Here is a 23334-nt window from a genome sequence, read left to right on the forward strand (position 1 = left end):
GTCATAGCAGAATATATAGCGAATCAGATTCATGATCGAGATGATGACTTCAAAGTAGACGGTTAAGGCCGTCTACAAACGCCCCTGAGGGCGGAGACTTTGAGCCGGCTCTTAGCCGGAACCAGGACTTTCAGTCCGTTATCCGATGCCACCGCCTTTTAGGCGGTGGTTGTTCACTTGTAAAGCCCGTCGATGTAGCCCGAGCGGTCGAGCTCTTCGAGGAAGCGCGTGTCGACGAAGTCTTTGGCATTGGCGGTCTTCGCCGCAGGAACCTTTTCCGCTAGCTCGGAAAAGACGATCTTAAAACCTTCCAAAACTGGGTAGGGTTTCACCGGTATCAAGTCACGCATGAGTTGGTAGCTCTCCTGCAGGTCGCGCGGGTCGTTGACGCGCATGTACTTGCTCAACACGCGCTTGGTGAAATCGGCATTGGTGCGCATCAGATGAATGCCTTCGACGAACGATTTGACGATGCGCCGTACGATATCGGGCTGCTTGGCGACAAACCGCTGGGAAGTGACGTAGCCGATGTGCTGAAACGGGATGTTCATCTCTTCCATGTTGGCGAGAATCTTCATGCCGCTGGCCACCGCTTGCTTGTAGAAAGGCGGATTGAGCAGCGCAGCGTCGAGCGTGTTGCCGACCAAGCCCTGGACCCGGGCCGAGTCGGCGCCCGGAGTTTGGATAAACGTGACGTCTTTTTCAGGGTCCAAGCCAAGTCGCGCGAGCAGTATGCGGCTGGCGCGATCGGCCACCGAGCCGAAGCGAAAGATGCCGACGCGCTTGCCTTTGAGATCGGCGGCGGTGTTGATCTCGGGGCGCACCACGAGGCGATAGACAAACCTATTGATGAAGCCGGCCAGCATGATCAAATCCGCGCCGGCAAAGCGCGGTGCCGCCATGTTGTTGGCGGTCATCATGGCGAAGTCGATGTTGCCGGCGATCAGCGCCTTCTGCGATAGCGTGCTCTCCAGATAGAGCGCCTCAACTTCGACACCGTTTTTCTCGAACAACTTGCCGTCGTTGGTGACCCAAAGTATCGCCACGTTAATCGACGGCGAGGCAAAGCCGGCGCGCAGCCGTGGGACGGCGGCGTCGACGCTGGCTTGAGAGCACAACAAAGTGAGCAGCGCTGCGAGCCAAAGGCGGAGAAAAAACGGATGGGTAACCCAGTGCGCAAGTTTTTTCGTTATCGACATGGCTTCTCTGTCAGCGCCTCAATCTGTCCAAGGATTGAGCGACACATGGATCGCATTTTCCCCCGGCACTTCCTGACCGATCAGCCGCAGCGCGCGGTCGGCATCGCGCAGCGGCACCTCGTGGGTGCTTAGTTTTTCCGCCGCATCGGGGCGCGCGGCGACGATCGCCAAGGCGCGGCGGATATCGTCGGACTCGTGGCCGCGCACGCCGACCATGGTGATGCCGCGGGCGGCGATTTTGTCCATGATCAAATCAACCTGATGCCCGGGCGTTCTGCCGGCCAGCACGATGGTGCCGCCGCGCCGCACTAGATCTACGGTGGCCATCTGCGCCGCCGGGTTGCCGGTGACGTCGACAACGACGTCGGCCATCTCGGGTCCGAGAAATTTTTTCACCTGTTCGTCGAGCGGCGCGTGCTCGGAGACGATCGTGTGGGTTGCGCCGAGCTGTTTTGCCACCGCGAGTCTGGCACGATCGGCTTCGAGACCGGCGACGATCACCGGATTGGCGCCGGCCATCGCCGCGGCGAGCACACAGCCTAACCCTTGTTGTCCCGGACCGAGGATGACGACCGAATCGCCGAGACCTAGATTGGGAATCCGCTGCGCCCATTTGACGCCATTGGAGACGCAGGTGTAGAGCGCCGCCGCGTGCGGCGTCACGCCCGACGGCACGGGATGCAGATGGGTGTCGGGATGGAGATACATGTATTGCGCGTAGCCGCCCCAAAGTTGCGGCGGGTCCTGCATGCTGGCGCTGATGCCGTAACTCCGTTTGTTGGCGCACAACGTCGCTTGTCCGGTCACACAATAGCGGCAGCGGTGGCAAGTCACCGGTGCTTCCACGGCGACGAGATCGCCTTCTTTGAGCCGCCAACGCGCCGCCGCGCCGGCGCTGATGGCGCCAATGCGGCCGACCACTTCGTGGCCCATGATGTGCGGCGGATCGAGATAGGGCCAATGGTTAAGCTCGGTGTAGTAGTGCCAGTCGCTGCCGCAAATGCCGCAGGCCTCGACTTTTAGGACAGCATCATCCTTGGCCGGCTCCGGCACGGGGAACTCGCGCATCTCGATGCGGCGCTTGCCGACGACCACGGCTGCGATTGAAGTTTTGTTCATACGTTGTGGGATAAAAGCCTCACCACGAAGACGCGAAGTCATGAAGATAAGAGGAGAAAATTACTTTTTCCGCGCTTCGTGTCCTTCGTGTCTTCGTGGTGAACTATTCTTTTCAGTCTTTCCGATCTCTGTGCTCTCCGCGTCTCGGTGGTGGACTCTTTCATTCCTTCCACGGGTTCAGCGCCACATGGATCGCCTCTTCGCCGGGGATCTCTTGGCCGATCAGGCGCAGCGCCAGATCGGCTTGAGTTAGCGGCACTTCGTGGGTCAGCAATTTCGACAACAACTCACGCCGCGCGGCGATCACCGCCAGGGCTTTGCGGCAATCTTCCGACTCGTGGGCGCGCACACCGATCAACTTGATGCCGCGGGCGGTCAATTTATCCATGACGAAGGGAACGGTTTTGCCGGGCGTGCGGCCGCCGAGCACCACCGTGCCGCCGCGGCGCGCAAGATCGACGGCCACGGCCTGCGCCGCCGTGCTGCCGGTGACGTCGACGACGACGTCGGCCATTTCCGGCCCGAGGATATTTTTGACTTGCTCGGCCAAAGGTGCCTGCTCGGAAACGATCGTATGTGTGGCGCCCAACTCCTTGGCTACCGCTAAACGCTTGGCGTCGCGCTCAAGGCCGGCGACGACGATTGGGTTAGCGCCAGCCATTGACGCTGCCAATACGCAGCCCAAACCTTGCTGGCCCGGACCGAGAATGACGATCGAATCGCCCAGCCCCAAATTGGGCACGCGCGCGGCCCACTTGACGCCGTTGGCGAGCGGGCTGAACAGCACCGCTTCGTGTTCGGTGACCGGCGGCGGCACGACGTGGACGAGCGCGTCCGGATGCAGATACATATATTGCGAGTAGCCGCCCCAGAGATAAGGCGGCTCGTGCATGCTCGCGCTCATGCCGTAGCTGCGTTTGGTCGAGCAGAGCGAGGAATTGCCGGTGATACAATAGCGGCAGCGCCGGCAGGTGACCGCCGACTCGACGATGACGAGATCGCCTGCTTTGACATTCCAGTGGCGCGCAGCATCGGCGCTGATATCGCTGATGCGGCCGACCACTTCGTGACCCATGATCTGCGGCGGCGCTTGATAGGGCCAGTGATGGCCTTCCGTATAGTAGTGATAGTCGCTGCCGCAAATGCCGCACAGCTCGACTTTGAGAATTGCGTCGGAGCGCCCCGGTTTCGGCACCGGGTAGTGGCGCATTTCGATGCGCCGGATGTCGGTCATCACCGCAGTGAGCGATTGAGTGTCAGCCATGAGCTGCATTTAAGCACAAAGGGTGCGAAGAGCACAAAATGAAAAATGAAGCAGTGAAGCCTGAGCTTGCAGGGTGCCTGCAAGTTTCAGCCAGGAATGCCGCGGGCCTGCTGCGCGGCGGTTTCGCCGGCCAACAGTCCGGTCACGATCGCTTGCATCAATCCGCCCAAGTAGCCTCCCTTGTAGCCGCCCATGAGCCCGCCGATGGCGTCGCCGGCGGCGTAAAGTCCTGGGATCGGATGATCGTGAAGGTTGAGCACTTGGCCGCGGCCATTGATAGCGGCGCCGCCCATGGTGAATGTGATGCCGGGCACGACGCGCAAACCATAGTAGGGCGCCTGCAGAGGTTTCGGGTTGCCAGTGCGCACGACCGGTAGCGCCAAAGTATCGTGCATCGCCACCGCGCGATTGTACTGCTCCACGGTGGTCGTGAGTGTCGAGCCCTCGACGCCGAGAATCTTCGCAAGTCCGGCGATCTGGTTGTGACAGAAAATATCGGCTTGGTTTTCCCACAGCCAGGGGTTGGCGCTGGGAATGGCGCGTGAAGTCGACGCCGGCTTGTCGCGTGCAGCGCTCCAGGTCGCGTGATCGAAAATCAGCGTCGCGCCGGTGACATCGTCGGTGCGCGCCAGTTCGTTGGCGACGGCCACGTCGCCGCGCCCTTCATCGACAAAGCGGCGAGCCGTCCGATCGACCAGTAAACCTTCTTCGAGCAGATTGTCCAAACGCGGATAGGGCCAGAAGCGGTCGTCGTCGAGCGCGTTGCGCGCAATCAAATGGCCGTAGAAGTATGGCAAGTTAACTGTTTTCGCGCCGGTGGCCAACGCCAGACGCAAGCCGTCGCCGCTGCACTGGGGTGAGCCGCGCAGTTTGCATTGGTCGGCGTGGGCGCCGATGTAGCGGCGCAGCATCGCCGGGTTGGCGCTAAAGCCGCCGGTGCAGAGCACCGTGGCGCGGCTGCGCAGCGCGATCGCCGCACCGTTTCGCCGCGCCATGACGCCGCGCACCTGAAACTGCTCGCGGATTAGCTCCTGTGCCTCGACGCCGGCGCAGTGGCGCCCGCCCAGGGTGAGCAAACGTGAGCGCAGCTGCGCCAACGCGCGCCGTCCGACGTCTTTCTTGTAAACCGGCGCAAGGGAAATCTCGCTCTGTTGATCCAACCACAGGCGGCCCGGCGCAGTTTCCGCGAGAGCCACGCCGACGTTGTGCAGCCAGTCGACCGCTCTGCCGCAGCTTTCGGCCCAGGACTTTGCCAGATCGGGAATGGCAATGCCTTCTGCCATGGCGCAGCGGTATAGATCTACCACCAAAGTTTTCGGACTCTTCCCGCCGGCGCCCAAGCTGCCCGATGTCATCAGGCTATTGCCGTCACCCAGGGGCTTGTCGCTCTTGTCGATTAAGACTACTTTGGCGCCGGATTCAGCGGCGCGCACGGCGCTGGTGAACCCCGCCAGACCGCCGCCGACGACAAGAACATCCGACGTGATTTCATCCATGCATCACCACTACGAAGCTCATACTCAGTTGCACGCGCTAACTGGCGCCCGGCTCGCGCCCTATGGCGGAACTAGAGATGTCCAGCAGATAGCTGGGCGAGAATAGCACAGTAGGCTCGCCATCGTTAGTGATTATTCCACCAGCAGCAAAGAAATTTTCCGTCAGGGAATCTTGTAGCCTAACTCTTTGGCGACTTCTTTGGCCAACCGATCGTCGGCCAGCTCGCTGAAGGCGGGCTTCTTGTCGGTGAAGCGGCCTTGGGGCTGGATCGATTTCACCAGGTTTTCCATGCCGGCGCGGGTGGGCATGCCGTCGGGGCTGAGAGTTTTCGCAAATACTTCATAAGTCGCCGCTGCCGATTCGGCGTCCATCTTGAGGATCAGACTGATCGCACCGATCCGTCGGATCAGTCTGATCGCAGATCGCTGCAGTTTTATTTGTAGCCCATCTCCTTGGCCACTTCGGCCGCCAAGCGGTCATCGGCGATGTCGCTGAAGGCCGGTTTCTTGTCGACGTGGCGGCCTTGCGACTGCACGGCTTTAACTAAGATGTCCATGCCAACGCGCGTCGGCACGCCGGAAGGACTGACTGTGGCGAGAAACTGTTCGTAGGTGTCAGCCGCCGCTTCCTTGTCCATCTTGAGCAGCTTGACGATCAGGTCGATGCTGCGCGGTTTGTTCTTGCGAATTTCTTCCTTGGCCATCTGCAAGGCGCGGATGACGCGTTTGGTGTCGGCCGGCCGTTCTTGAATTGTTTTTGCGAGCGTCGTCAATCCGCCGCCCGGCATCTCCACCATGGAGCCGACGTCGAGAACTTTTGCAAAGCCCTTTTTCAGCGCGCCGAGGGTGACCGGCGGCGACAGCACGGCGGCGTCGACGTAACCGGCTTCAAGCGAAATCAACTGCTGTATCTGCTGTCCGGCGATGGAAACCAACACGTAGTCGCGCGGGTTGGCGCCCATCTTTTCCAGCGCCATATTAAATGCCACATGCACGGGGCCGCCGAGACCGGTGAGGGCGACTTTTTTGCCCTTCAAACTTTCGAGCGTCTTGTATTGCGGCTTGGCCATCAACCAATAGGAAATCCGGTCGGTGGAAAACCAGATCGCGTGGGTGGCGAAGCCGCTCATGGTCGCATTCACGGACGCCGGTCCGACGCCGGCCTGATAGTCGATGTCACCCTGCGTTAATGCCGGCGGCACGAGCTGCGACTGCATCAAGATCACTTCCATGTCCAAGCCGTTGGCGTCGAAGATGCGCCAGTCCTTGGCCGCCAGCAGCGGCAGCGCGGTCATGGTGAAGCCGGCATTGGTGATGCGCAGCTTGCGCTTTTCTTGGGCGGAGGTTGTGGCTGCGCACAGCAACGCAACGCATGCTGCAAGGACGATTAACGGCGTCTTTTTCTTGATCATTTCGCTGATCCGGAGGTTTGGGCGCAATGAATTGCGCCCCTAAAAACTTTTTTACATGGCTCGTGTGCCTATTCCTGTACGGTGCGCGACGTACCAGTAGAGCGCGATGATCGGCACCAGCACGCACAGCATCACCGTGGTTAGGGCGGCTGCCTGGCCAAAGCCGCCGCTCAACCAGATGCTCCACACAACCACCGGGAGGGTCGTGTTCTCGGCGCGTGAGAGTAGCACCGCGAGGGTGAGCTCGCGATAGGTGAGCAGCGCGATCCACAGCCAGCCGTAGAGAATCGGCGGTGTCAGAATCGGCACCAGGATGCGGCGCACGACGCTCCAGGTGCTGCCGCCGCTGACGTAGGCCGCTTCTTCGAGCTCACGATGGATTTGAATCAGCGAGCTGTTCATCATGCGCGTGCCGTAGCTCATGCGCACGATGACATAGAGCAAAAGCAGCAGCCAAATCGTTCCGTAAATCGGGATGAAGCCCTTCAGCACAAAGAGCGCCAGCAACACGGCGCCCATCGCGAAAATAATGTTGGGCACGGCATGGGGCAAGAAAGCGAAGAAATCGAAGAGAAAGCGGCCGCGTATCTTCGAGCGCAGCACGACCCAGGCGAAGACCAGGCTCACGACCATGGTGATGGTCGGCGTTAAGAGCATCAGAATCGACGTGTTGCCCGCGCCGCGCATGACTAGCTCCCAGGGGAGGCCGACATAATTTTGTAAAGAGGTCCGCGCGATGGCGTCAACCGACGGCATCTCAAAGTATCTCAATAGCGAAGCCCAGAGCAGCATGGCCAATGGAATCAGCTTGCTGAGAATCAGATAAACGCCAATGAAGAGCCAGGCGACAATGGCGCGCTTGCCGAGCCGGACGATTTTGGGCTGATAGGCTTTGCCGGTGATGACTTCGTACTGATGGCTGCGCTTCTGCACGCGCGCGTACCACCAGCCGAGGATGGCGGCGAGAATAATACCGATGATGCTGAAGGTTGCGCTGGCGCCATATTTGGGCAGCCCTTCCTGCGGGCTGACCATCAAATACATGTAGGTACTGAAGGTGAAAATGCGGTTGGACCAGCCGATGATCGCTGGCACGTCGAAGGCGGAAAGGCCGACGGTAAAAATGTAAATGGCCGCGGCCAGCACACCGGGCCAAATCAAAGGAATCGTCACGGTGGAAATCATCCGGGCCGTGCTCGCGCCGCTGGCTTCGGCGGCTTCTTCCAGTTTGGGGTCCATGGCGCGAAACGCGCCGGCGGTCATAATGAACGCCACTGGCGTCAAGTTTAGTCCCTGCACCCAGCCCATGCCGGTGATCGTCGTGATACTTAGCGGCGCGTCGATGAAACCGAAAGTATCCTGAAGATACTGATTGACGATACCAATGCGCGGGTGGAGCAAGAATAGCCAACCCATGGCCACGGCAAAGCCGGGGATGAGCAGCCCGATCGTCATGAACGTGAGCAGGATAGTCTTGCCAGGGAAGTCGGTGCGCTCGACAAGCCACGCGGTCGGAATGCCAAAGAAAAACGACACCACCAAGGCGACAAACGAAAAACCGGCGGTGTTCCAAAGGACCTTATAAGTAAACAGCTCACCGAAAACGTTTTTGTAGTTATTCAGTGAGTAGTGATTGACCGCGTCTAGCAGCGAGCCTTCGAAGAAGCTCAGGTAGAAGACCACGGCAAGGGGCGCGAGGATCAACAGGCTGAAAAACGCCGCAATACCGACCATGAGCACGGCCCAGGGATCAGCGGTGCCGCGGCAGTTGCTAAGTATGCGATGGCGATGTTTCGACACGGTGAGATCAGCGTCTGCGGACCCGATCGGAAGGGCGACCCAACCGGTCGCCCCTACAACCCTTTTGCGGCCATGCTTTTCAGCGTCATTTCTGGCTGACGAGTTTGACCATCTCTTCGGAAACTTTTTCAATCTCCGGATTGTCGTTGACCCATTGCAGCGTCGGCACGAAAAACTTGACGCCGCGTTTTTCCATGGCGCGGACTTTTTGGCCGAGCTGTGATTCAGGGAAGTGATACAAATCGGAAAAATCGCTTTCCCACAAAAGCTTCTGCCCTTCTTTGGTGAGCATGAAGGCGGCAAACAGTTTCGCGGCGTTGGGGTGTTCGGCGTTCTTGGGCACGTTCAAATAGAAATGGCGCACCATGGCGGCGTCGGATGGAATGACATGTTCCAGCGGTGCGCCTTGGGTTTGTAGCTCGAAGGTTCGGGCGCCGTTGCAGTCCATTACCAGGGAGAGAAACTCGCCGGTGACGACGCGCTCCATCTCATTGCAACGGATCAGACCAGCGATCTGCTTGGAGAATTGTCTGACGTAGTCGAGGGCCACGTCGCGGCCCCAGAGTTCTTTAGCGGCGAGCAGATTCAAACCGGTAACGTAGGGCGTCGACGCGATCTTGCCTTTCCAATACGGTTTCAAGAAATCTTTCAGACTCTTCGGCGCTTCATTTTTCGGCACCCGCGCCTTGTTGTAGGGCGTGCCCGGCAGGCCCGAATAGACCCGCAGGCTCTGGCTGTCGCCTTCGACCATTTGGTTGGTGATCCGGCCGGGCAAAAGCTTTTGCCATTCCACCGGCTGGAAAATTTTCCGGTTGACCAGCGGCACGAGGTAACTCTCCGAGCCGATGTAGAGGTCGGTGACGGCGGTTTGTCCGGCGGCGAGCTCGGTGGCGATCTGGCTGCCCATGGCGGGCATCGACGGCCCTGGCGTAAAGCCGATTTTGATATTGGTGCCGTAGGTTTTGTTGAGCAACTGCTCGTAGAGCGCCATGCGCTTGGTGCCGCCGAGTGTGCCTTCGCCCCAGCTGAGCTTGAGCGCGCCTTCTTTGGTGGCGTCCTTGATCAGTGCCTGCATGGCGGGTGACCATTGGGATTGGGCCGCGTTGGCGCTGACCGCGAAGAGCAGCAGGGTGAATAAAGACAGGGACAAGATTCGTAATCGTTTCATGATTGCTCCTGGCAAAAACCTTCGTGGTCTATACCTACCCAATGGTTTCCTGTCAATCTGAACCGCAACGGTTGCCGATGCGAGCAATTTGATAGTACAGAGGAGCTAACGCCAAGCGGGAGGCTTTATGCGAGTGATCGATTGCGATGCCCACGTCGAAGAATGTGTCGAGACCTGGCAATATCTCGATCCTGAGTTTCATTTGCTCCGGCCGATCCCTGTGACGTTTCCCGAGGACACCTGTTTTGGCTGGCACAATGCGGCGTGGGTCATCGACTACAAGCTGCGTTTCTTTGCCGCCAGCCCGACCACCATGGCGCGGGCGTCCAAAAAAGATGTCTCGATTCCGGTGCAGGAGATGCGCGACGTTAAAACCCGCTTGCGTCACATGGATGAGCTGGGCATCGACACGCAGGTGGTCTTTCCGTCGATTTGGCTCGGCTGCCTTGCCGAGAATGTCGAGCTCGAAGCGGCGCTGGCACGCAGCTACAACCAATTTATGGCGACCCAATGCGCGCAGTCGGATGGTCGCATTTACTATGTCGCCATCGTGCCCTGGCGCCGGCCGGAGATGGCAGTCCAGGAGATTCGCCGCGTCAAATCGCTCGGCTCTGCCGCGGGCGTGTACGCGCGCGGCATCGAATGGGACCGGCCGATTACACACCCGGATCATTGGCCGATCTTTGGCGAAGCCGCCGCGCAGGATTTGCCGGTGACGGTCCACGTCGGCAACGGTTCGAGTCCGATGATCCGTGAGATGCTGCAAAGCGTGCCGCGTCCGGCCTACGACGACGGCCGGCCGCACATTCACCCGCTTGGCAATGGCTTGGTCAGCGGGCCCTACGTGCTCTATGCGTTTCAGCAAATACTCGGCTCGACGCTGCTCGATGACTTTCCCAAGCTGCGCGTGGCCTTTCTCGAAGCCGGCTCGGAGTGGACGCCGCGACTGCTCAAACAGTTGCGCGGCCGCAAGAGCGGCAAGATCGATCAGTGGCTGGCCGAGCGAGTTTTCGTTTCCTGTGCCATGGACGACGATCTGCCCTACATCATCTGCAAGAACGGCGAGGACTTTCTAATCACCGCGACGGACTTTCCGCATGGCGATGCCTTCAGGCAGGATCAACTGGCCAATGGCTTGAAAGCTCGCGGCGATTTGAGCGATAGGACGATCGAGAAAATACTGGACAAAAATCCGTCGCGGCTGTTTCGCTTGTGAACGCAGCCTCTTTGTCTGAACTTTGCGCCTTTGCGCGAGATATTTCCGTGAGGTTCTTGTGAAATTTGCTCACTTCTCCCACGTATGGAACAAGCCCGGCATGAATGCTGCCGAGCGCTACGATCAACTGTGGCGCGAGTTGGCGTTGGCCGATGAGCTGGGCTACGACTTCAGTTTTTGTGTCGAGCATCATTTCAATCCGCGTGAAAGCTGGATGCCGTCGCCGTCGATCTACTGCGCCATGGCGGCGGCGCACACCGAGCGGCTGCGCATCGGCACCATGGGCAACATCGCGCCGCTCTACGATCCTTTGCGCATCGCCGAAGATGCCGCCGTGCTGGACAACGTCATGCATGGTCGTTTGGAATTGGGCATTGTGTCCGGCATCGTGCCCGATTTCTTCGGGCCCTATCGCGCTGATTTTCAGAACAAGCGTGCGTTGACGGAAGAGGCGGTCGTCGCGGTCAAGCAGGCGTTGTCCTGTGATGGCCCGTTCACTTTCAAAGGCGCAATCCGCGAATACAACAATGTCACAATGGCAGTGAAGCCTTTGCAAAAACCCCATCCGCCCATGTGGGTCAGCTCGCGCGATGCGAGCACGCTGGCACTGTTGGCGCGCGAAGGCGTGCACACGGGCTATTTGTTTTTGGTGCCACGCGAAGATGTCGCGCCGCGCTATCGCGAGTATCTGCGCCTGTGGAAAACAGCCGGCCACGCCGGCAAGCCGGATATCGGCTATTGGATTTTAGTTTACGTCGATGAAACCGACGAAAAGGCGATGGCGAAAGCGAAGCCGTTGTTTGAATATTGCTTCACCCATGTGTTCGGCACCCGCGCCGAAGGCGGCGTTGGCTACCAACGCTTGGCGGAGAATCATCTGAAACGCGGCGACCCAGGCGGCGCCGAGATCGCGCGCCACGCCATCGATGCCGAATGGATGCGCGACCGCCATCTGGCGTTCATCGGCTCACCGAAGACAGTGGTCGAACAAATCAAAGCCGCTGCCAGCGAAGGCGTGTTTAATACGGTAATGGCAGAGTTCAACATCGCTAGCATCGGCGAGGAAGACTTGATGCGATCGATCGAACTGTTCGGCACCGCGGTGATACCGGCACTGCGCGGTTTTGAGCCGTATTAAAGACGAAAAAGAATGGCCGCAATAAACGCGAAAGGCGCAAAAAAGATCTGCTGTTTTTGCGTTTTTTGCGGCTATTCTCTTATTTTCTTTGCAGGTTTTTGATGAAGCCGCTCGTTTCGAGCTCGCGCACTAAACTGTTGTCGATGTATTTTTCCGGTGTGATGTCTTTGACCGCCTCTTTCGGCTGCAAATCGAGAATCGTTTGCACGGACTCGGCGCGCACGTAGGGCACCTCTTCCCAGACGGGAGCGAAGGATTGGTAGGCTTCCTTGGCAAAATCCTGCCGGACCTTCAGATGTTTCATCAGTGACGCGATGGCGATCTCGGGTTTCTGTTTGATTACGTTCATGGCTTCGACGAATGCTTTGACGAGGTTCATTACGATCGGCCGCTGCGACTGCAGGTAAGCGCGCCGGACAACGATGGCGCCTTGTAAGAGGGGAATTTTCTGCGCCGCGAGATTTACCAATTCGTTGTAGCCCGGCCGCGGCGCCGATGATACCGCGGCATCGACCAAGCCTTTGTCGAGTGAGACGAACTGCTCCGGCTGCGAGCCGTGGTGCATGAACTTTACGTCCTTGTCAGTGATGCCGACTTTGCGCAGCGCCAAGCGCATGGTGGTATGCGACGCCGACGCCGGCGCGCCGAGGGCGATGGTCTTGCCCGCCAGATCGGAGATACTCTTTATCGGCGCATCTTTCTTGGTCCATACCGACAGCACCGCGTAGTTGGTCTGTGCCGCGACGAACGTAAGATCACTACCATTGAGGTTGGCCACCACCGCCTGCGCGCCGGCGTAATGGCCAAACTCCACCGCGCCACTGACGGTCGCCTGCACCGGCGTGGCGCCCCGTGCGTGCACAACGCGGACGTCGAGGCCGTGTTTGTCGAACAGACCTAAATCGTCGGCGAGCCAGATGGGTCCGTTGGCGGCGGTCAGCACGCCGTAGATCAATTTGACGGCGGGCTTCTTGGCTTGGGCCCAAAGGGCAGAGGGCGAAGCGCAAAGGCCAAAGAGGCAAAGGACGAGGAGAAGAATCTTCGTCCTTGCTGAGACGGTCTCGTAACGTAAAAACCTCTCCGCCGTGTCATCCTGAGCGCCAGCGAAGGCTCGGCTTGTTTGCACGTTCACATCAAGCAGATTCTTCGCCTTCGGCTCTGAATGACAGTTGCGGTGATTGTCATTTCGAGCCACGCGGCCACCTCACTTTGAAACTTTCAAAGAGTAAAAGTCGATGCAGTTGTCGCGCAGGATTTTTTTCTTGACCGGCTCCGACAAATCGCCGCGCTTTTGAAAGTGCGGTAGGTCGTTAAGAAACTCTTCCAGCGTCGGCCGCTCATGCGGGTAGTCCGATGGGTACAACAGCCGATCTTCCAGGCCGAGCCCGACAACGTAAGGAATCATCTTTTCTTCCAACTCGCAGGAAAAATAGATCGGGCAATCTTTGACGTATTCACTCGGCGCTTTCTTTAGCAGCGGCGCCTGGTGCGGAATCTTTTCCCATTTTTCGTCGCAGCGTTCCATCAGGTAAGGCACCCAGCCGACGCCGGCTTCGAGGAACGCCATCTTCAGAGCCGGAAAACGCGCCGGCGCGCCGTCGAGCAGATAGCTGGTGAAGTGGATCTGCTGCGCCACCGCGTGCTCCATGACTAGAACTTTCACGAAGCTGTCGTAGAAATCCAGAGCCAATCCTTGGCTCGAACCGCCGTGAACGGCCAGCGGCACATTCAAGCGCACGGCGGTTTTGTAAAGCGGGTCGTAGATTTCGTGGCCGAGCCCCTTGGGTAGCCCCGCCGCGGGGATGACGCCGCCGACCATTTGCAAATCTTTGACGCAGCGTTCCAATTCTTCACAAGCCGCCGCGATGTCCTGCATCGGCAAGAGCGCAACGCCGAGGAGCCGCTGGGGCTCCTGCTGCAAGTATTCGCCGTAGAGATAATCGTTATAGGCGCGCGCCACGGCGGCGGCCCATCGGACGTCTTTTACGTGCGCCATCGCCAGACCGACCGTCGGATAGAGCACCGAAGCTTCAACGCCCGAAGCGTCGAGAAACATGCGCCACTTGGTCAGGCCAGGAGTTTTGTCGGAAGCTTTGCGCGTGCCGCGCGGCCAGCCATCGAGCGACGGGAACAGCGCGGTGTGGGCACGCCGGCCTTCGAAGGGCGGCGGCAAATATTTGCGCAGCTCTTCGTCGGTTTCGATGACGTGGCCGTCGGCGTCGATGGGGGCGTAGGTGGACATCGGAGATGATTCCAGATTACAAATTCAAAATTCCAGATGGAGCGCTATGCCGATTCCAAATGATAGAAGCGCGCGACGTTGTCGTGCATCATTTTCTTCTTCACGTCTTCGGAAAGATCGGTGCGTTTGCGGATGCCCTTCACCGTGTGCGGCCAGTCGCCGTCCCAGTGCGGGTAATCGGACGAGTAGAGAATCGTGTCTTCCAAGCCCCAGCGCATGGCGTCGGGAATGGTTTTTTCCTCGCACTCGACGCCGAAAAAGATCTTGCCGCTCTTGACGTACTCGCTCGGCAGCTTGGTGAGGTAGGGCGCTTCGTCTTTGCCGCGCTTCTCAACCTCTTCATCCAAACGATCCATCATGTAGGGCACCCAGCCGATGCCCGACTCTAAGTAGGCGATGCTCAGCTTGGGGAAGCGTTCGAAGACGCCGCCGACGATGGTGGCGATCATCGCCATCATCTGCTCGGCCGGATGATCGATGGTGTGCGCCGAGAGAAATTTGCGAAAGCGCTGGCCGCCGAGGGAATCGCCGGAGGTGCCGGTGTGAAAGCCGATGCCGACGTTCAAACGCTCGGCGGCGGCGTAGATCGGATCGTAGAACTCATCGCCAAAGTCAGGCATCTGCGGCAAATAGGTCGGCAGCACGCCCGCCACCGCACCGCGCTCTTTGACGGCGCGCTCAAGCTCGGCGCCGGCGGCTTTGGGATCCTGCGGCGCCAAGAGCGCGACGTATTTCAAGCGCGCCGGATCCTTCTTGCAAAAATGATGGAGCCAATCGTTGTAGGCGCGCGAAATCGCCGTGGCGTAGTCGCGCTCGTGCAATGCGCTTACGTGCAAGCCGGCGGTCGGATAGAGCACCATGACGTCGATGCCATCCTGCTCCATGGCGGCGAGCTGGTCTTCCGGTCCTTCAGGTTTCTGCCCCAGCTTGCCGCGCAGGTCGCGGTCGAACTCGTCGTTGGGAAACAGATTGCGCCGCTGCCAGCGCGGCTCTAAAAACTCGCGCATGCCGGCGTTGGACTCGCGCACGTGGCCGTCTGCGTCGATGACTTTGTAGTTCGCCATGGGACCCTCCTTCGTGGTTTGTGTTGCAGATTGGGATTCACCACGAAGGCGTGAGGATCACGAAGGTAAAAAAAGAAAAATAATTATCTTTTTCTGAACTTCGTGTCCTTCGTGTCTTCGTGGTGAATAATTTCTTGCGTCTCACGATCACTTATTCAGTGCTGCGAAAACCTTTTCCGCCGTGATCGGCAAATCCAACACGCGCACGCCGCAGGCATCGGCCACCGCGTTGGCGATTGCCGCCGCCGTCGGCACGTTGGGGATTTCGGCGATCGCTTTGCCTTGATAGGGAATCGGACCTGCCGGGGTTTCCATCAACACGGTCCTGAGCCTCGGCACGTCGGCGACGCTGGCCATCTTGAATTCGCCCAGGTTGGCAGTGGGCATTTTGCCGTCGACCAGCGAATTGTCTTCCATCAGGGCGAAGCCGACGCCGTTGACGACGCCGCCGTCGATCTGCCCTTGGTAGCTCAGATGATTGAGCACGGTGCCGGAATCGTGCACGGTGGCGAGCTTGGTTACTTTGACTTGCCCCGTGCCGGGGTCCACTTCCACTTCGGCAACTTGAGTCGCAAACGAAGTTATCGGCGCGCGCGACGGTTCGTAGACACTCAGATGGGTGAGCGCGCCGCCGTTTTGCTCCGCTGCCAATTTGCTTATTTCAGCAAAGGACATGGCCTTGCGCCCGGGCACCGCATAGCGTCCTGCGGATGGCTTGATGTCGTCCGGGTTACAGCCGACCCGCGCCGCCGCCAAGGAAAGTATTTTTGCTTTGACCTCGCTCACCGCCTGATACGCCGCGGTGCCGACGCTGTTGGTCGATTTGCTGCCGCCGGTGCCGGAATCGTAGGGCGAATTGTCGGTGTCGATGACCTTGATTTTTACCTGGCCGCGCTCGATGTCGAGCACTTCGCTGACGATCTGCTGCACGACCGTGTGAATGCCCGGGCCGACGTCCGGCACACCGAGGTTGACCGAGACGCTGCCATCGGCTTCGATGGTAATCGCTGCGCCGGACTTGCCGGCACCCGACGGCCGTTCATAAACCGCCACGCCGCGCCCGACGTTTTTGCTTTTGCCTCTGTGATAGCCCGAGACTTGCACGGCCTTCTGCAGAGTTTCCCGCGCGACGATGCCCTGCAGCTTTTGTCCAAAGGGTGTCGGCTCGCCGTCGCGCAGCAGATTTTCCAAGCGATACTGCACCGGGTCTTTGCCGAGCTCGCGGGCGATGATGTCGATTTGCGATTCCATGGCGAAGGTCGTCTGCGGGCTGCCCGGCGTGCGCGTCTGCGTGCAGGGAACTTGATTGGTGTATGCGCACAGGGTCTCGACTTGAATCGCCGGAATCTTGTAGTAGCTCGCCACCCGCCGCGGCCCCTGCACGGTGACCTCCGCGTTGGCTTTAAGCCCGGCATAGCCGCCGCCGCTAAATACCGCGCGCGCTTGCAGGGCGCAGAGCTTGCCCGCTTTATCAACCCCGGTGCGCAGCGTGATCACCGCCGGATGGCGATGCGACACCGCGGTCAGCTCTTCGGTATATTCGAGCACCATGCGCACCGGCTTGCCGGTCTTTTGCGCGAGGAAATAGCAGACCGGCGCTTCGGTGACCGAAGTCTTGCCGCCAAAGTCGCCGCCCACGGGCAGGATGTGCACCTTGACGTTGGCCGGGTCGAGGTTCAAATCGCGGGCGAAACGATCGCGCAGCGAAAACGGCGCCTTGTTCGACGCCCAGATTTCCACCTTGCCGCCGTCATGAATCTTGACCGTGCAGGCATGCGGCTCGATGTAGCCGTGAAAACCGAGCGGTGTGCGAAAGGTGTGCTCGAAGACGCGCGCGGCGTTCTTGAAAGCCGCCTCGACGTCGCCGTTGGACCATTTGCCGTAGGACTGCACGTTGGGCAGCTCGAGCTCGCACTCTGGCGCGTTCTTATATTGCTTCGGGTTGTCGTGCAGCACCGGCGCGCCGGGGCGCGTCGCGTCCACCGGGTCGGTGACGTAGGGAAGCTGCTCGTATTGCACGTCGATCAAATCCAAAGCGGCTTCGGCGATTTCATCGGTGTCGGCCGCCACCGCGGCCACCGGCTCACCCACGAAGCGGACTTTGTCGATGGCGAGCAGCGGCATGTCCTTCATGCGCAAGCCGACATAGACCGGGCCAACGTCCGCGCCGGAGATGACGGCACGCACGCCGCGCAGCGCCAACGCGCGCGATGGGTCGACCTTTGTGATGCGCGCATGGGGATACGGGCTGCGCAAAATCTTCGCCGCCAATGTGCCGGCGAACGGCAGATCCGCCGCGTATTTCAAATTGCCGGTAACTTTATCCGCGCCCTCAATCCGCGGCACCGCTTTGCCAACGTTTTTGTAAGCCATGGTTCTCCTGTTTGGGTTATTAGGGTTCTGAAGACGCTACATAAATAGGTTAGTTGGTGGGGGAGGGTCAAGGGCAAGGATAGCTAAGATAGACTCACCACGAAGACGCGAAGTGCACGAAGTTCGTCGTAGGGGCGACCCTTGTGGTCGCCCTCGGAGGGCAGGCACAAGGCCTGCCCCTACAAATTTCGTTTGTGCCCTTCGTGTTCGTCGCGGTGAAAAACTTCCTTCCGCACTCTGCGCCCTTTGCGTCCTCTGCGCGAGAAAATTTCCCGATCTATACCCCGCCCGGTTCCAGCGCGCCTTGCGGCGGAATCTGCTGTGTGTAGCACCACGCCGGCATGCTGCTCCGCATGCCTTCGGCGGCCAGGGCGGCTTCGTAGGTTTTGCGGATTTGCGGATCTTCATCGACGTAAGAGATCGCGTTGCCGCCGTCGCGCGTGTCGACTGCGCCCACATCGGCAGCGTCGCCGCCCGGTGCACCGCCGCGGCGAAAACCCGGGCCGTAGGGGCCGTCGAAAACCAGCAGGCGCAGACCGTCGGGGTGGGTGCCGAAGTGTTGATGGAACCAGTCGCCGCGCATCGGCGCCGCGCTGATCATGCCCACCGGTTCGTAGGTTTGCTTTTTGACTTTGTCGGCGTGGCCGGCTTCCCACGGCCGCATGCCTAGGGAATCAGGCCAAGTGTAGCTGTAGCCTTTGCCTTTTATGCAGACGAGAATTGCGCCCGACGCGTGTTTGTGCGCCTTGGAATATTGGCCAGTGCGGTACTGGCCGATCTTCATGTAGAAGTTAGCACCCGCCATGTGCGGCTCGATGCGCCGATAGTCGAACGAGCGCCGATTGTCGCGCGGTAGCTCGCAGGTCAGAATGTCGGGAATAATATTGGTCTGGCGCATCGCCAGGCCGCGCACCGGGTCGGCGTAAATGTCTTCCACCGGTTTGAAATAATCATTCGAGGCATCGAAGCGACTGGTAAATTCGTACGGGCAATTCATCACGAACTCGGCTTCGCGAAGAATGTTGATAACGTTCGGCGCGGTCGTTGCGGCGAGCAATAGCGCCGGCGCGGACGACGCGTTGACGATGCGATGCCAGGCGTTGAGTGGAATTGCGAAGAGCGAGCCCGGCCCCCATTCGAAGGTCAGCTTCTTCGAGTTCTCATGCCAGACTTCGGTGGTGCCGCGTCCCTCGACGACGTAGAAAACTTCTTCATAGAGATGATGCTCCGCACTGAGCGCACCGGCACCCGGCACTTCGACAACGTACAGGCCGTACATACCCTCGGTGCCGAGTAGTTGGATCGCGACGCCGCGTCCGCCCATGCGCTTCCACGGCGCGAGCGGCAAGTCCTGAATTTTGTGCACCCCGATATCGCGATGAATCGACAAGCCCTGCGCCTCCATGAACAGATCGTAGGGCGATTTGGGATTTTTCCACTTGCCGAAGCCGGCTTTCTTGCCGACGGCCGGCTCGTTCCATTCGAACAATTGTGCATTCGGTTCGACGCCCATAAAACCTCCGGTTTGGCTGAAAGCATGGAGTATGGAGCCGCGAGCCAGAATGGCTGTGCCTCCGCGCCTTGCTGCTTGTGTGCCTATTGAGTGATCACCTGAGCCCCGATTACTCCAAGTGAACGCGATTGTCCAGCCTAGATTCGCATATTAGGATTTCACGACGAAGCACCCAGCGCGGCACAACCGAAACCGAGTCGGACAAGAGAGTTGACCACGAAGTCCCGGTCGTGGCTAGTGCTCGTGTTCGAACGGACGGACGAGCACGAGCAACGATCACGAGTCACGAATCTGATCTTCGTGTCCTCCTTCGTGGTGAGTAAGCTCCGTTCATTGACAGCTCGTTCGCCGATCGGATAGTTTCGCCGCCATGAAGCGCAGCACCGACCGCATCCTCACCACTCATACAGGCAGCTTGCCGCTGCCCGCGCTGGTGCGCCAGGCGCACGGGGCCAAGAAGCGCGGTGCGGCTTACGATCAAAGAGTTGTCGATTCCACGTTAACCACGGCCATTGATGACATTGTCCGCCGTCAAGTCGAAGTCGGCGTCGACGTCGTTGGCGACGGCGAGTTGAGCAAAACTTCCTGGAACGATTACGTCGTCCATCGCGTCAGCGGCCTTGAGCGAAGGCCGCGCTCGCGCGCGGTGAGCGCCGAGCCGTGGAGCGTCTCGACAGGCATCACTCGGCCGCGCGAGAGCGGGCTAGTGCGGCGCGAGATTGACGGCGCGCCGCGCCATTACCGCACCGACATTGCTGAGTTCTATGACTTGGCGCGCACCCAAAGCGACGCCCACGACAACGATGGCATGACCTATTTCTGCGCCGGGCCACTGGGCTGGAAAGATTTCGCCGCCGTCAAAACCGACATCGCGCGCCTGCAAGCGGCCGCGCGCAGCGCACAGCCGCACGATGTCTTCATGTCGGCGCTTTCCCCCGGTTGCTTTGCGCGGTTTTTCAAAAACGAGCACTACCCCAACGAAGAAACCTACATGCAGGCAGTTGCTGACGTGATGCGCGACGAGTACCAGGCGATCGTCGACGCCGGTTTTGTCTTGCAGCTCGACTGCCCAGACCTGGCTTCGGGCGCCAACACCGACTATGCCGATTTGAATGTTAGAGAATTCCGCAAGGTGATTGAGCAACATATCGAGTGTCTCAATTACGCGCTCAAGTCGATTCCGCAAGAGCAAGCGCGCATGCACGTTTGTTGGGGCAACTACGCCGGGCCGCACCACCGCGACATCGCGCTGATCGATATTATCGACATCGTGCTCAAGGCCAACGTCACCGGCATTACGATCGAGTCGTCCAACCCGCGCCATGGGCATGAATGGCAAGTTTGGCAAGACGTGAAGCTGCCCGAGGGGAAAATTCTTTTTCCCGGCGTGATCGACGATATCAGTCTGTCGATTGAACATCCCGAGCTGGTCGCCGAGCGCTTGGTGCGATTCGCCAAACTAGTCGGCAAAGAAAACGTCATCGGTTGCACCGACTGCGGCCTGCGCCATTTGCCGGATGCGAATCTCGCATTGGCGAAACTTTATGCGCTAGCCGAAGGCGCGCGGCTAGCGAGCCAAGAATTGTGGAGATAGAAGATCCGGATTTTCTCCCGCAAAGCATGCCCTGAGCGCGGACGAAGAGGCGCTAAGGCGCAGAGCGGCAGAGCCGCAACCAACAGAATTCGGAGGATTTACCACAGAGCACACAGAGGTCACAGAGGAGGGAGACAGAGCTTCGGATTTTTTCAAAATAGTTTTTCTCTCTATCTTTCCTCTGTACTACTCTGTGCCCTCTGTGGTGAGTTTTTTCTGAAGAAGATTCGTCGCAGCTTGCGAACAACTTCGACTATTGCGAACGCCAGACGCTCGACGCCAAACGCCCAGGCTCGAAACCCGAAATCCCCCTAAAAACCTGCCCATCGCTCAAAAACTGTAAGCAAGTTTTACAACTCCGCGGGTCTGAGTAGCGTTTGGTTAAAGCTTTTTCACCGGGCGCTTAGATACTACTAAAGTAGCACTGTTGGTGCTTGACAGTCGACCGGGGGGGGGGGGGAAGAAGGGTGGGTGGTTTTTTGGCCGCTAGAACAGCGAGAACAATTGCCAGCAGACCGGCGTGCCGGAGAAGGGAGAGAAATATTTATTAGTTGGAGCAGTGGGAGTGTCGGAGCGAGGACAATCCACGATGTAAGTGCATTTGGGCGTAGAGAAGCAACAGCAATAACCCACAAAGGGACAACCGATGAAAATGCAAAGACTAATAGTTGTTTTGTTAGGGGCGATGTTATTTGCGTTGGACAACGGCTGGGCAGCCACGATAACGGCGACGCCGGCCAATATCGCCCAGGGCAACAACGAGACGGCGACGTTTAGCGGAATCGCGGCGCCGACCAATCGAGACTGGATCGGGCTGTACACACCGGCAGCCGCGAACACGGCGTTTCTGGACTGGATCTATACCAACACATGCAGCCGCAACGGCGGCAACAGCGTGCTGGCCAACGGGTCGTGCGGTTTTCCGATCGTCAATTCGATAGCCAACGGGACGTATCAGCTGCGGCTGTTTAGCAACAACGGCTACACGCTGTTGGCGACGAGCAACAATTTTACGGTAGGGCCGCCGCCCCCGGCGCGGTTTGTCGACAACGGGGACGGGACGATCAGCGACACGCAGACGGGACTGATGTGGGAGATGAAGCTGGCGGCGACGGACAGTCGGTGTACGAATGCGACGCAAGCCAACCGGGATATTCACTGCGTGAATAACCAGTATGTGTGGTCGGCGACCGAATTTAAAGCAGACGGAGATTTGTTCACCGACTTTCTGACGCAGATAAACCGAGCCGACGGGGCGTCGAACAACGGACAGACGCAGGGCCGCAAGAACTTTTCGGACTGGCGGATACCGACGATAGCGGAGCTGCGGGGGATCCTGCTGGCTAAATGTCCAGGTTCCCCTACGCCCTGCATTGACCCGGTGTTCGGACCGACAGCTTTGGGTTTACACTGGTCGTCTACTAACTTGGCCAATGTCCCGTCTTTAGTGTTCATCGTCAACTTCGTTGATGGTAACGCGAACAACGACACCAGTAAGCTTTTCAGTTTCTTTGCGCGCGCTGTGCGAGGTGGCCGGTGATCCTTCGATAACGGCCCAGGGGCCTACTCAGGAGGGCTTTTTTCTTCTTGGGTTATTTGAATATTTGACCGGGGTCTGGGGGGCTTGCCTCCCAGTCGGCTCATCAACTGAAATGCAGGCCATCCCTCGATACGCTTGCTTCGGAACCTAATCGGGATGGTCGGGTTTGTTTCCGATTTCCCGAGTAGCGAGCTTCCGAGGTCGCGTATCGAGGGAGCTATCGCAAATACTCCCTCGAGAGATCCAAAAGGGGTCAAATCCGCTCTTAGCTTTTACAGCTGACAGGCTGTCTACGACACCAATAGGAGAACTCACGGCGCCGTACCGAGGAGGTGCCCATTCCTCGCGAAGTCGAAGTTGTTCTTTTCAGATCTGCGTGCGTGGTCGAGCGATGCGATGTTGGGTCCGGTTTGAAGTCGCAACGAAAGCAACCCAAGCAAAGATTGCTGTCTTCATCTGCTCCGCCACGTTGCTGCGAAATGACGTGATCGATCAGGAAAGCGGCATAACCGCATAGGTCACGTCCGTGTGGAAGTGACAGGGGCTAGAGACGGATTCAGGGTGGAGCACTCCAATTAGTGATAACCTCTGGCTTGTGCGGCAAGTAAGCGCAAAAGCTGGGCGGTCGCGTAGCGCTCGACACTAATGTTTTCAAAATCGCGATCATTCGACCACAACGGTAAGTCGAGCGACCGAGCCAATGCGAGCGCGTGCGCGTCCTCCGGATCGCGGTGTTTCATGTCATCCACGGCGCGCGGGAGTTGAGCCCGGTAGGAGCTTAAAGGCTGAATTGTGAGAGGTAGCGGGTTCCACTCCATTTGAACGAGCTCGGTTTGCAAGCCGTATTTTCGTGCCATGAGCGGGATATACTCAACCACTTCGATCGGCGTTGAACTGGGCAACGTGGACTTCGAGCTTGAACTCAGTGATGACTCTCAGCACCGCCTTTCCGACCCGCGCGGAAAGCAGCACGTTGGCGTCAGCGACGACGCCTTCGATAGGCACTGAAGTCCTCTTTGAGCTTTTTTTTCGTTACTCCTGCGACCGATAAAGTCTTTGCGAAATGCTTACCGAGTACGGCTGCTAGTTGGCGCCGCAGATCATCAGGTAAGCGACCGGCATCGTCTAGCGGAACGTACACGCCTGAAACTCTGCCGTGGCGGGTCACTAATAGCGGCTCACCGCTAGCGAACAAT

Annotated in this window: 19 protein-coding genes; 4 read left to right on the forward strand and 15 right to left on the reverse strand. The window is 59.0% G+C overall.

The window, feature by feature from the left end; all coding sequences use genetic code 11:
• Positions 1-173: 173 nt before the first annotated feature.
• The 8 genes from FJ145_18990 to FJ145_19025 all read right to left on the reverse strand — a co-directional run bounded on the left by FJ145_18990 (position 174) and on the right by FJ145_19025 (position 9458).
• Positions 174-1199 (reverse strand): ABC transporter substrate-binding protein, encoded by a 1026-nt coding sequence (locus FJ145_18990; protein ID MBM4263502.1) that lies wholly within the window; start codon positions 1197-1199, stop codon positions 174-176.
• A gap of 18 nt (positions 1200-1217) precedes the next feature.
• Positions 1218-2360, reverse strand: coding sequence for a zinc-binding dehydrogenase (locus tag FJ145_18995; GenBank protein MBM4263503.1), 1143 nt, complete (start codon positions 2358-2360; stop codon positions 1218-1220).
• A gap of 118 nt (positions 2361-2478) precedes the next feature.
• Entirely contained in the window at positions 2479-3591 is a 1113-nt protein-coding gene (locus tag FJ145_19000; protein MBM4263504.1) for a zinc-binding dehydrogenase, read from the reverse strand.
• A 77-nt stretch (positions 3592-3668) separates the two neighbouring features.
• Positions 3669-5078: an FAD-dependent oxidoreductase gene (locus FJ145_19005; protein ID MBM4263505.1), complete on the reverse strand. Its 1410-nt coding sequence runs from the start codon at positions 5076-5078 to the stop codon at positions 3669-3671.
• A 162-nt stretch (positions 5079-5240) separates the two neighbouring features.
• Complete coding sequence (locus FJ145_19010) at positions 5241-5450, reverse strand: hypothetical protein (GenBank protein MBM4263506.1); 210 nt, start codon at positions 5448-5450, stop codon at positions 5241-5243.
• A 62-nt stretch (positions 5451-5512) separates the two neighbouring features.
• Entirely contained in the window at positions 5513-6490 is a 978-nt protein-coding gene (locus FJ145_19015; GenBank protein MBM4263507.1) for an ABC transporter substrate-binding protein, read from the reverse strand.
• 51 nt (positions 6491-6541) lie between these two features.
• Positions 6542-8290, reverse strand: coding sequence for an iron ABC transporter permease (locus FJ145_19020; GenBank protein ID MBM4263508.1), 1749 nt, complete (start codon positions 8288-8290; stop codon positions 6542-6544).
• An 85-nt stretch (positions 8291-8375) separates the two neighbouring features.
• Entirely contained in the window at positions 8376-9458 is a 1083-nt protein-coding gene (locus FJ145_19025; GenBank protein ID MBM4263509.1) for an ABC transporter substrate-binding protein, read from the reverse strand.
• 127 nt (positions 9459-9585) lie between these two features.
• Between FJ145_19025 and FJ145_19030 the strand changes: the two genes are divergently transcribed.
• The gene (locus tag FJ145_19030; GenBank protein MBM4263510.1) at positions 9586-10674 is read left to right on the forward strand and encodes a hypothetical protein; all 1089 of its coding nucleotides are present in this window, start codon (positions 9586-9588) and stop codon (positions 10672-10674) included.
• A gap of 58 nt (positions 10675-10732) precedes the next feature.
• Positions 10733-11812 carry an LLM class flavin-dependent oxidoreductase gene (locus FJ145_19035; GenBank protein MBM4263511.1) on the forward strand — a complete coding sequence of 360 codons (1080 nt, stop codon included), beginning with the start codon at positions 10733-10735 and terminating at the stop codon, positions 11810-11812.
• 79 nt (positions 11813-11891) lie between these two features.
• Here FJ145_19035 and FJ145_19040 read toward each other — a convergent pair whose 3' ends face one another.
• The 5 genes from FJ145_19040 to FJ145_19060 form a co-directional block, all read right to left on the reverse strand.
• Positions 11892-13007 carry a hypothetical protein gene (locus tag FJ145_19040; GenBank protein ID MBM4263512.1) on the reverse strand — a complete coding sequence of 372 codons (1116 nt, stop codon included), beginning with the start codon at positions 13005-13007 and terminating at the stop codon, positions 11892-11894.
• A 9-nt stretch (positions 13008-13016) separates the two neighbouring features.
• On the reverse strand, positions 13017-14054 hold the full coding sequence (locus FJ145_19045) for a hypothetical protein (protein MBM4263513.1): 1038 nt from the start codon (positions 14052-14054) through the stop codon (positions 13017-13019).
• A 44-nt stretch (positions 14055-14098) separates the two neighbouring features.
• Positions 14099-15118, reverse strand: coding sequence for an amidohydrolase (locus FJ145_19050; protein MBM4263514.1), 1020 nt, complete (start codon positions 15116-15118; stop codon positions 14099-14101).
• 147 nt (positions 15119-15265) lie between these two features.
• A complete protein-coding gene (locus FJ145_19055) occupies positions 15266-17491 on the reverse strand; it encodes a xanthine dehydrogenase family protein molybdopterin-binding subunit (GenBank protein ID MBM4263515.1) in 2226 nt (741 codons plus the stop codon).
• 277 nt (positions 17492-17768) lie between these two features.
• On the reverse strand, positions 17769-19004 hold the full coding sequence (locus FJ145_19060) for a cupin domain-containing protein (GenBank protein MBM4263516.1): 1236 nt from the start codon (positions 19002-19004) through the stop codon (positions 17769-17771).
• Between the two features lie 370 nt (positions 19005-19374).
• On the opposite strand from FJ145_19060, the gene FJ145_19065 reads away from it, so the two are divergent.
• Together FJ145_19065 and FJ145_19070 are read left to right on the forward strand one after the other, a co-directional pair.
• Positions 19375-20598 carry an epoxyalkane--coenzyme M transferase gene (locus tag FJ145_19065; GenBank protein ID MBM4263517.1) on the forward strand — a complete coding sequence of 408 codons (1224 nt, stop codon included), beginning with the start codon at positions 19375-19377 and terminating at the stop codon, positions 20596-20598.
• Positions 20599-21244: 646 nt separating this feature from the next.
• Positions 21245-22138: a DUF1566 domain-containing protein gene (locus tag FJ145_19070; protein ID MBM4263518.1), complete on the forward strand. Its 894-nt coding sequence runs from the start codon at positions 21245-21247 to the stop codon at positions 22136-22138.
• Positions 22139-22403: 265 nt separating this feature from the next.
• On the opposite strand, the gene FJ145_19075 is transcribed toward FJ145_19070, so the two are convergent.
• Both FJ145_19075 and FJ145_19080 read right to left on the reverse strand, forming a co-directional pair.
• Positions 22404-22679: a hypothetical protein gene (locus FJ145_19075; protein MBM4263519.1), complete on the reverse strand. Its 276-nt coding sequence runs from the start codon at positions 22677-22679 to the stop codon at positions 22404-22406.
• Between the two features lie 34 nt (positions 22680-22713).
• Complete coding sequence (locus FJ145_19080) at positions 22714-22995, reverse strand: hypothetical protein (protein MBM4263520.1); 282 nt, start codon at positions 22993-22995, stop codon at positions 22714-22716.
• Positions 22996-23334: the final 339 nt, after the last annotated feature.

It is taken from the genome of Deltaproteobacteria bacterium, from assembly GCA_016874755.1.
Lineage (GTDB): Bacteria > Desulfobacterota > Binatia > UBA9968 > UBA9968 > DP-20.

Excerpts from the sequence above, each read along its gene's own strand:
- FJ145_19010 (MBM4263506.1), bottom strand. The coding sequence starts at position 5,450 with ATGGACGCCGAATCGGCAGCGGCGACTTATGAAGTATTTGCGAAAACT.
- FJ145_19080 (MBM4263520.1), bottom strand. The coding sequence starts at position 22,995 with ATGGCACGAAAATACGGCTTGCAAACCGAGCTCGTTCAAATGGAGTGG.
- FJ145_18990 (MBM4263502.1), bottom strand. The coding sequence starts at position 1,199 with ATGTCGATAACGAAAAAACTTGCGCACTGGGTTACCCATCCGTTTTTT.
- FJ145_19065 (MBM4263517.1), top strand. The coding sequence starts at position 19,375 with ATGAAGCGCAGCACCGACCGCATCCTCACCACTCATACAGGCAGCTTG.
- FJ145_19030 (MBM4263510.1), top strand. The coding sequence starts at position 9,586 with ATGCGAGTGATCGATTGCGATGCCCACGTCGAAGAATGTGTCGAGACC.
- FJ145_19060 (MBM4263516.1), bottom strand. The coding sequence starts at position 19,004 with ATGGGCGTCGAACCGAATGCACAATTGTTCGAATGGAACGAGCCGGCC.
- FJ145_19055 (MBM4263515.1), bottom strand. The coding sequence starts at position 17,491 with ATGGCTTACAAAAACGTTGGCAAAGCGGTGCCGCGGATTGAGGGCGCG.
- FJ145_18995 (MBM4263503.1), bottom strand. The coding sequence starts at position 2,360 with ATGACTTCGCGTCTTCGTGGTGAGGCTTTTATCCCACAACGTATGAAC.
- FJ145_19005 (MBM4263505.1), bottom strand. The coding sequence starts at position 5,078 with ATGGATGAAATCACGTCGGATGTTCTTGTCGTCGGCGGCGGTCTGGCG.
- FJ145_19015 (MBM4263507.1), bottom strand. The coding sequence starts at position 6,490 with ATGATCAAGAAAAAGACGCCGTTAATCGTCCTTGCAGCATGCGTTGCG.
- FJ145_19025 (MBM4263509.1), bottom strand. The coding sequence starts at position 9,458 with ATGAAACGATTACGAATCTTGTCCCTGTCTTTATTCACCCTGCTGCTC.
- FJ145_19050 (MBM4263514.1), bottom strand. The coding sequence starts at position 15,118 with ATGGCGAACTACAAAGTCATCGACGCAGACGGCCACGTGCGCGAGTCC.
- FJ145_19000 (MBM4263504.1), bottom strand. The coding sequence starts at position 3,591 with ATGCAGCTCATGGCTGACACTCAATCGCTCACTGCGGTGATGACCGAC.
- FJ145_19045 (MBM4263513.1), bottom strand. The coding sequence starts at position 14,054 with ATGTCCACCTACGCCCCCATCGACGCCGACGGCCACGTCATCGAAACC.
- FJ145_19070 (MBM4263518.1), top strand. The coding sequence starts at position 21,245 with ATGAAAATGCAAAGACTAATAGTTGTTTTGTTAGGGGCGATGTTATTT.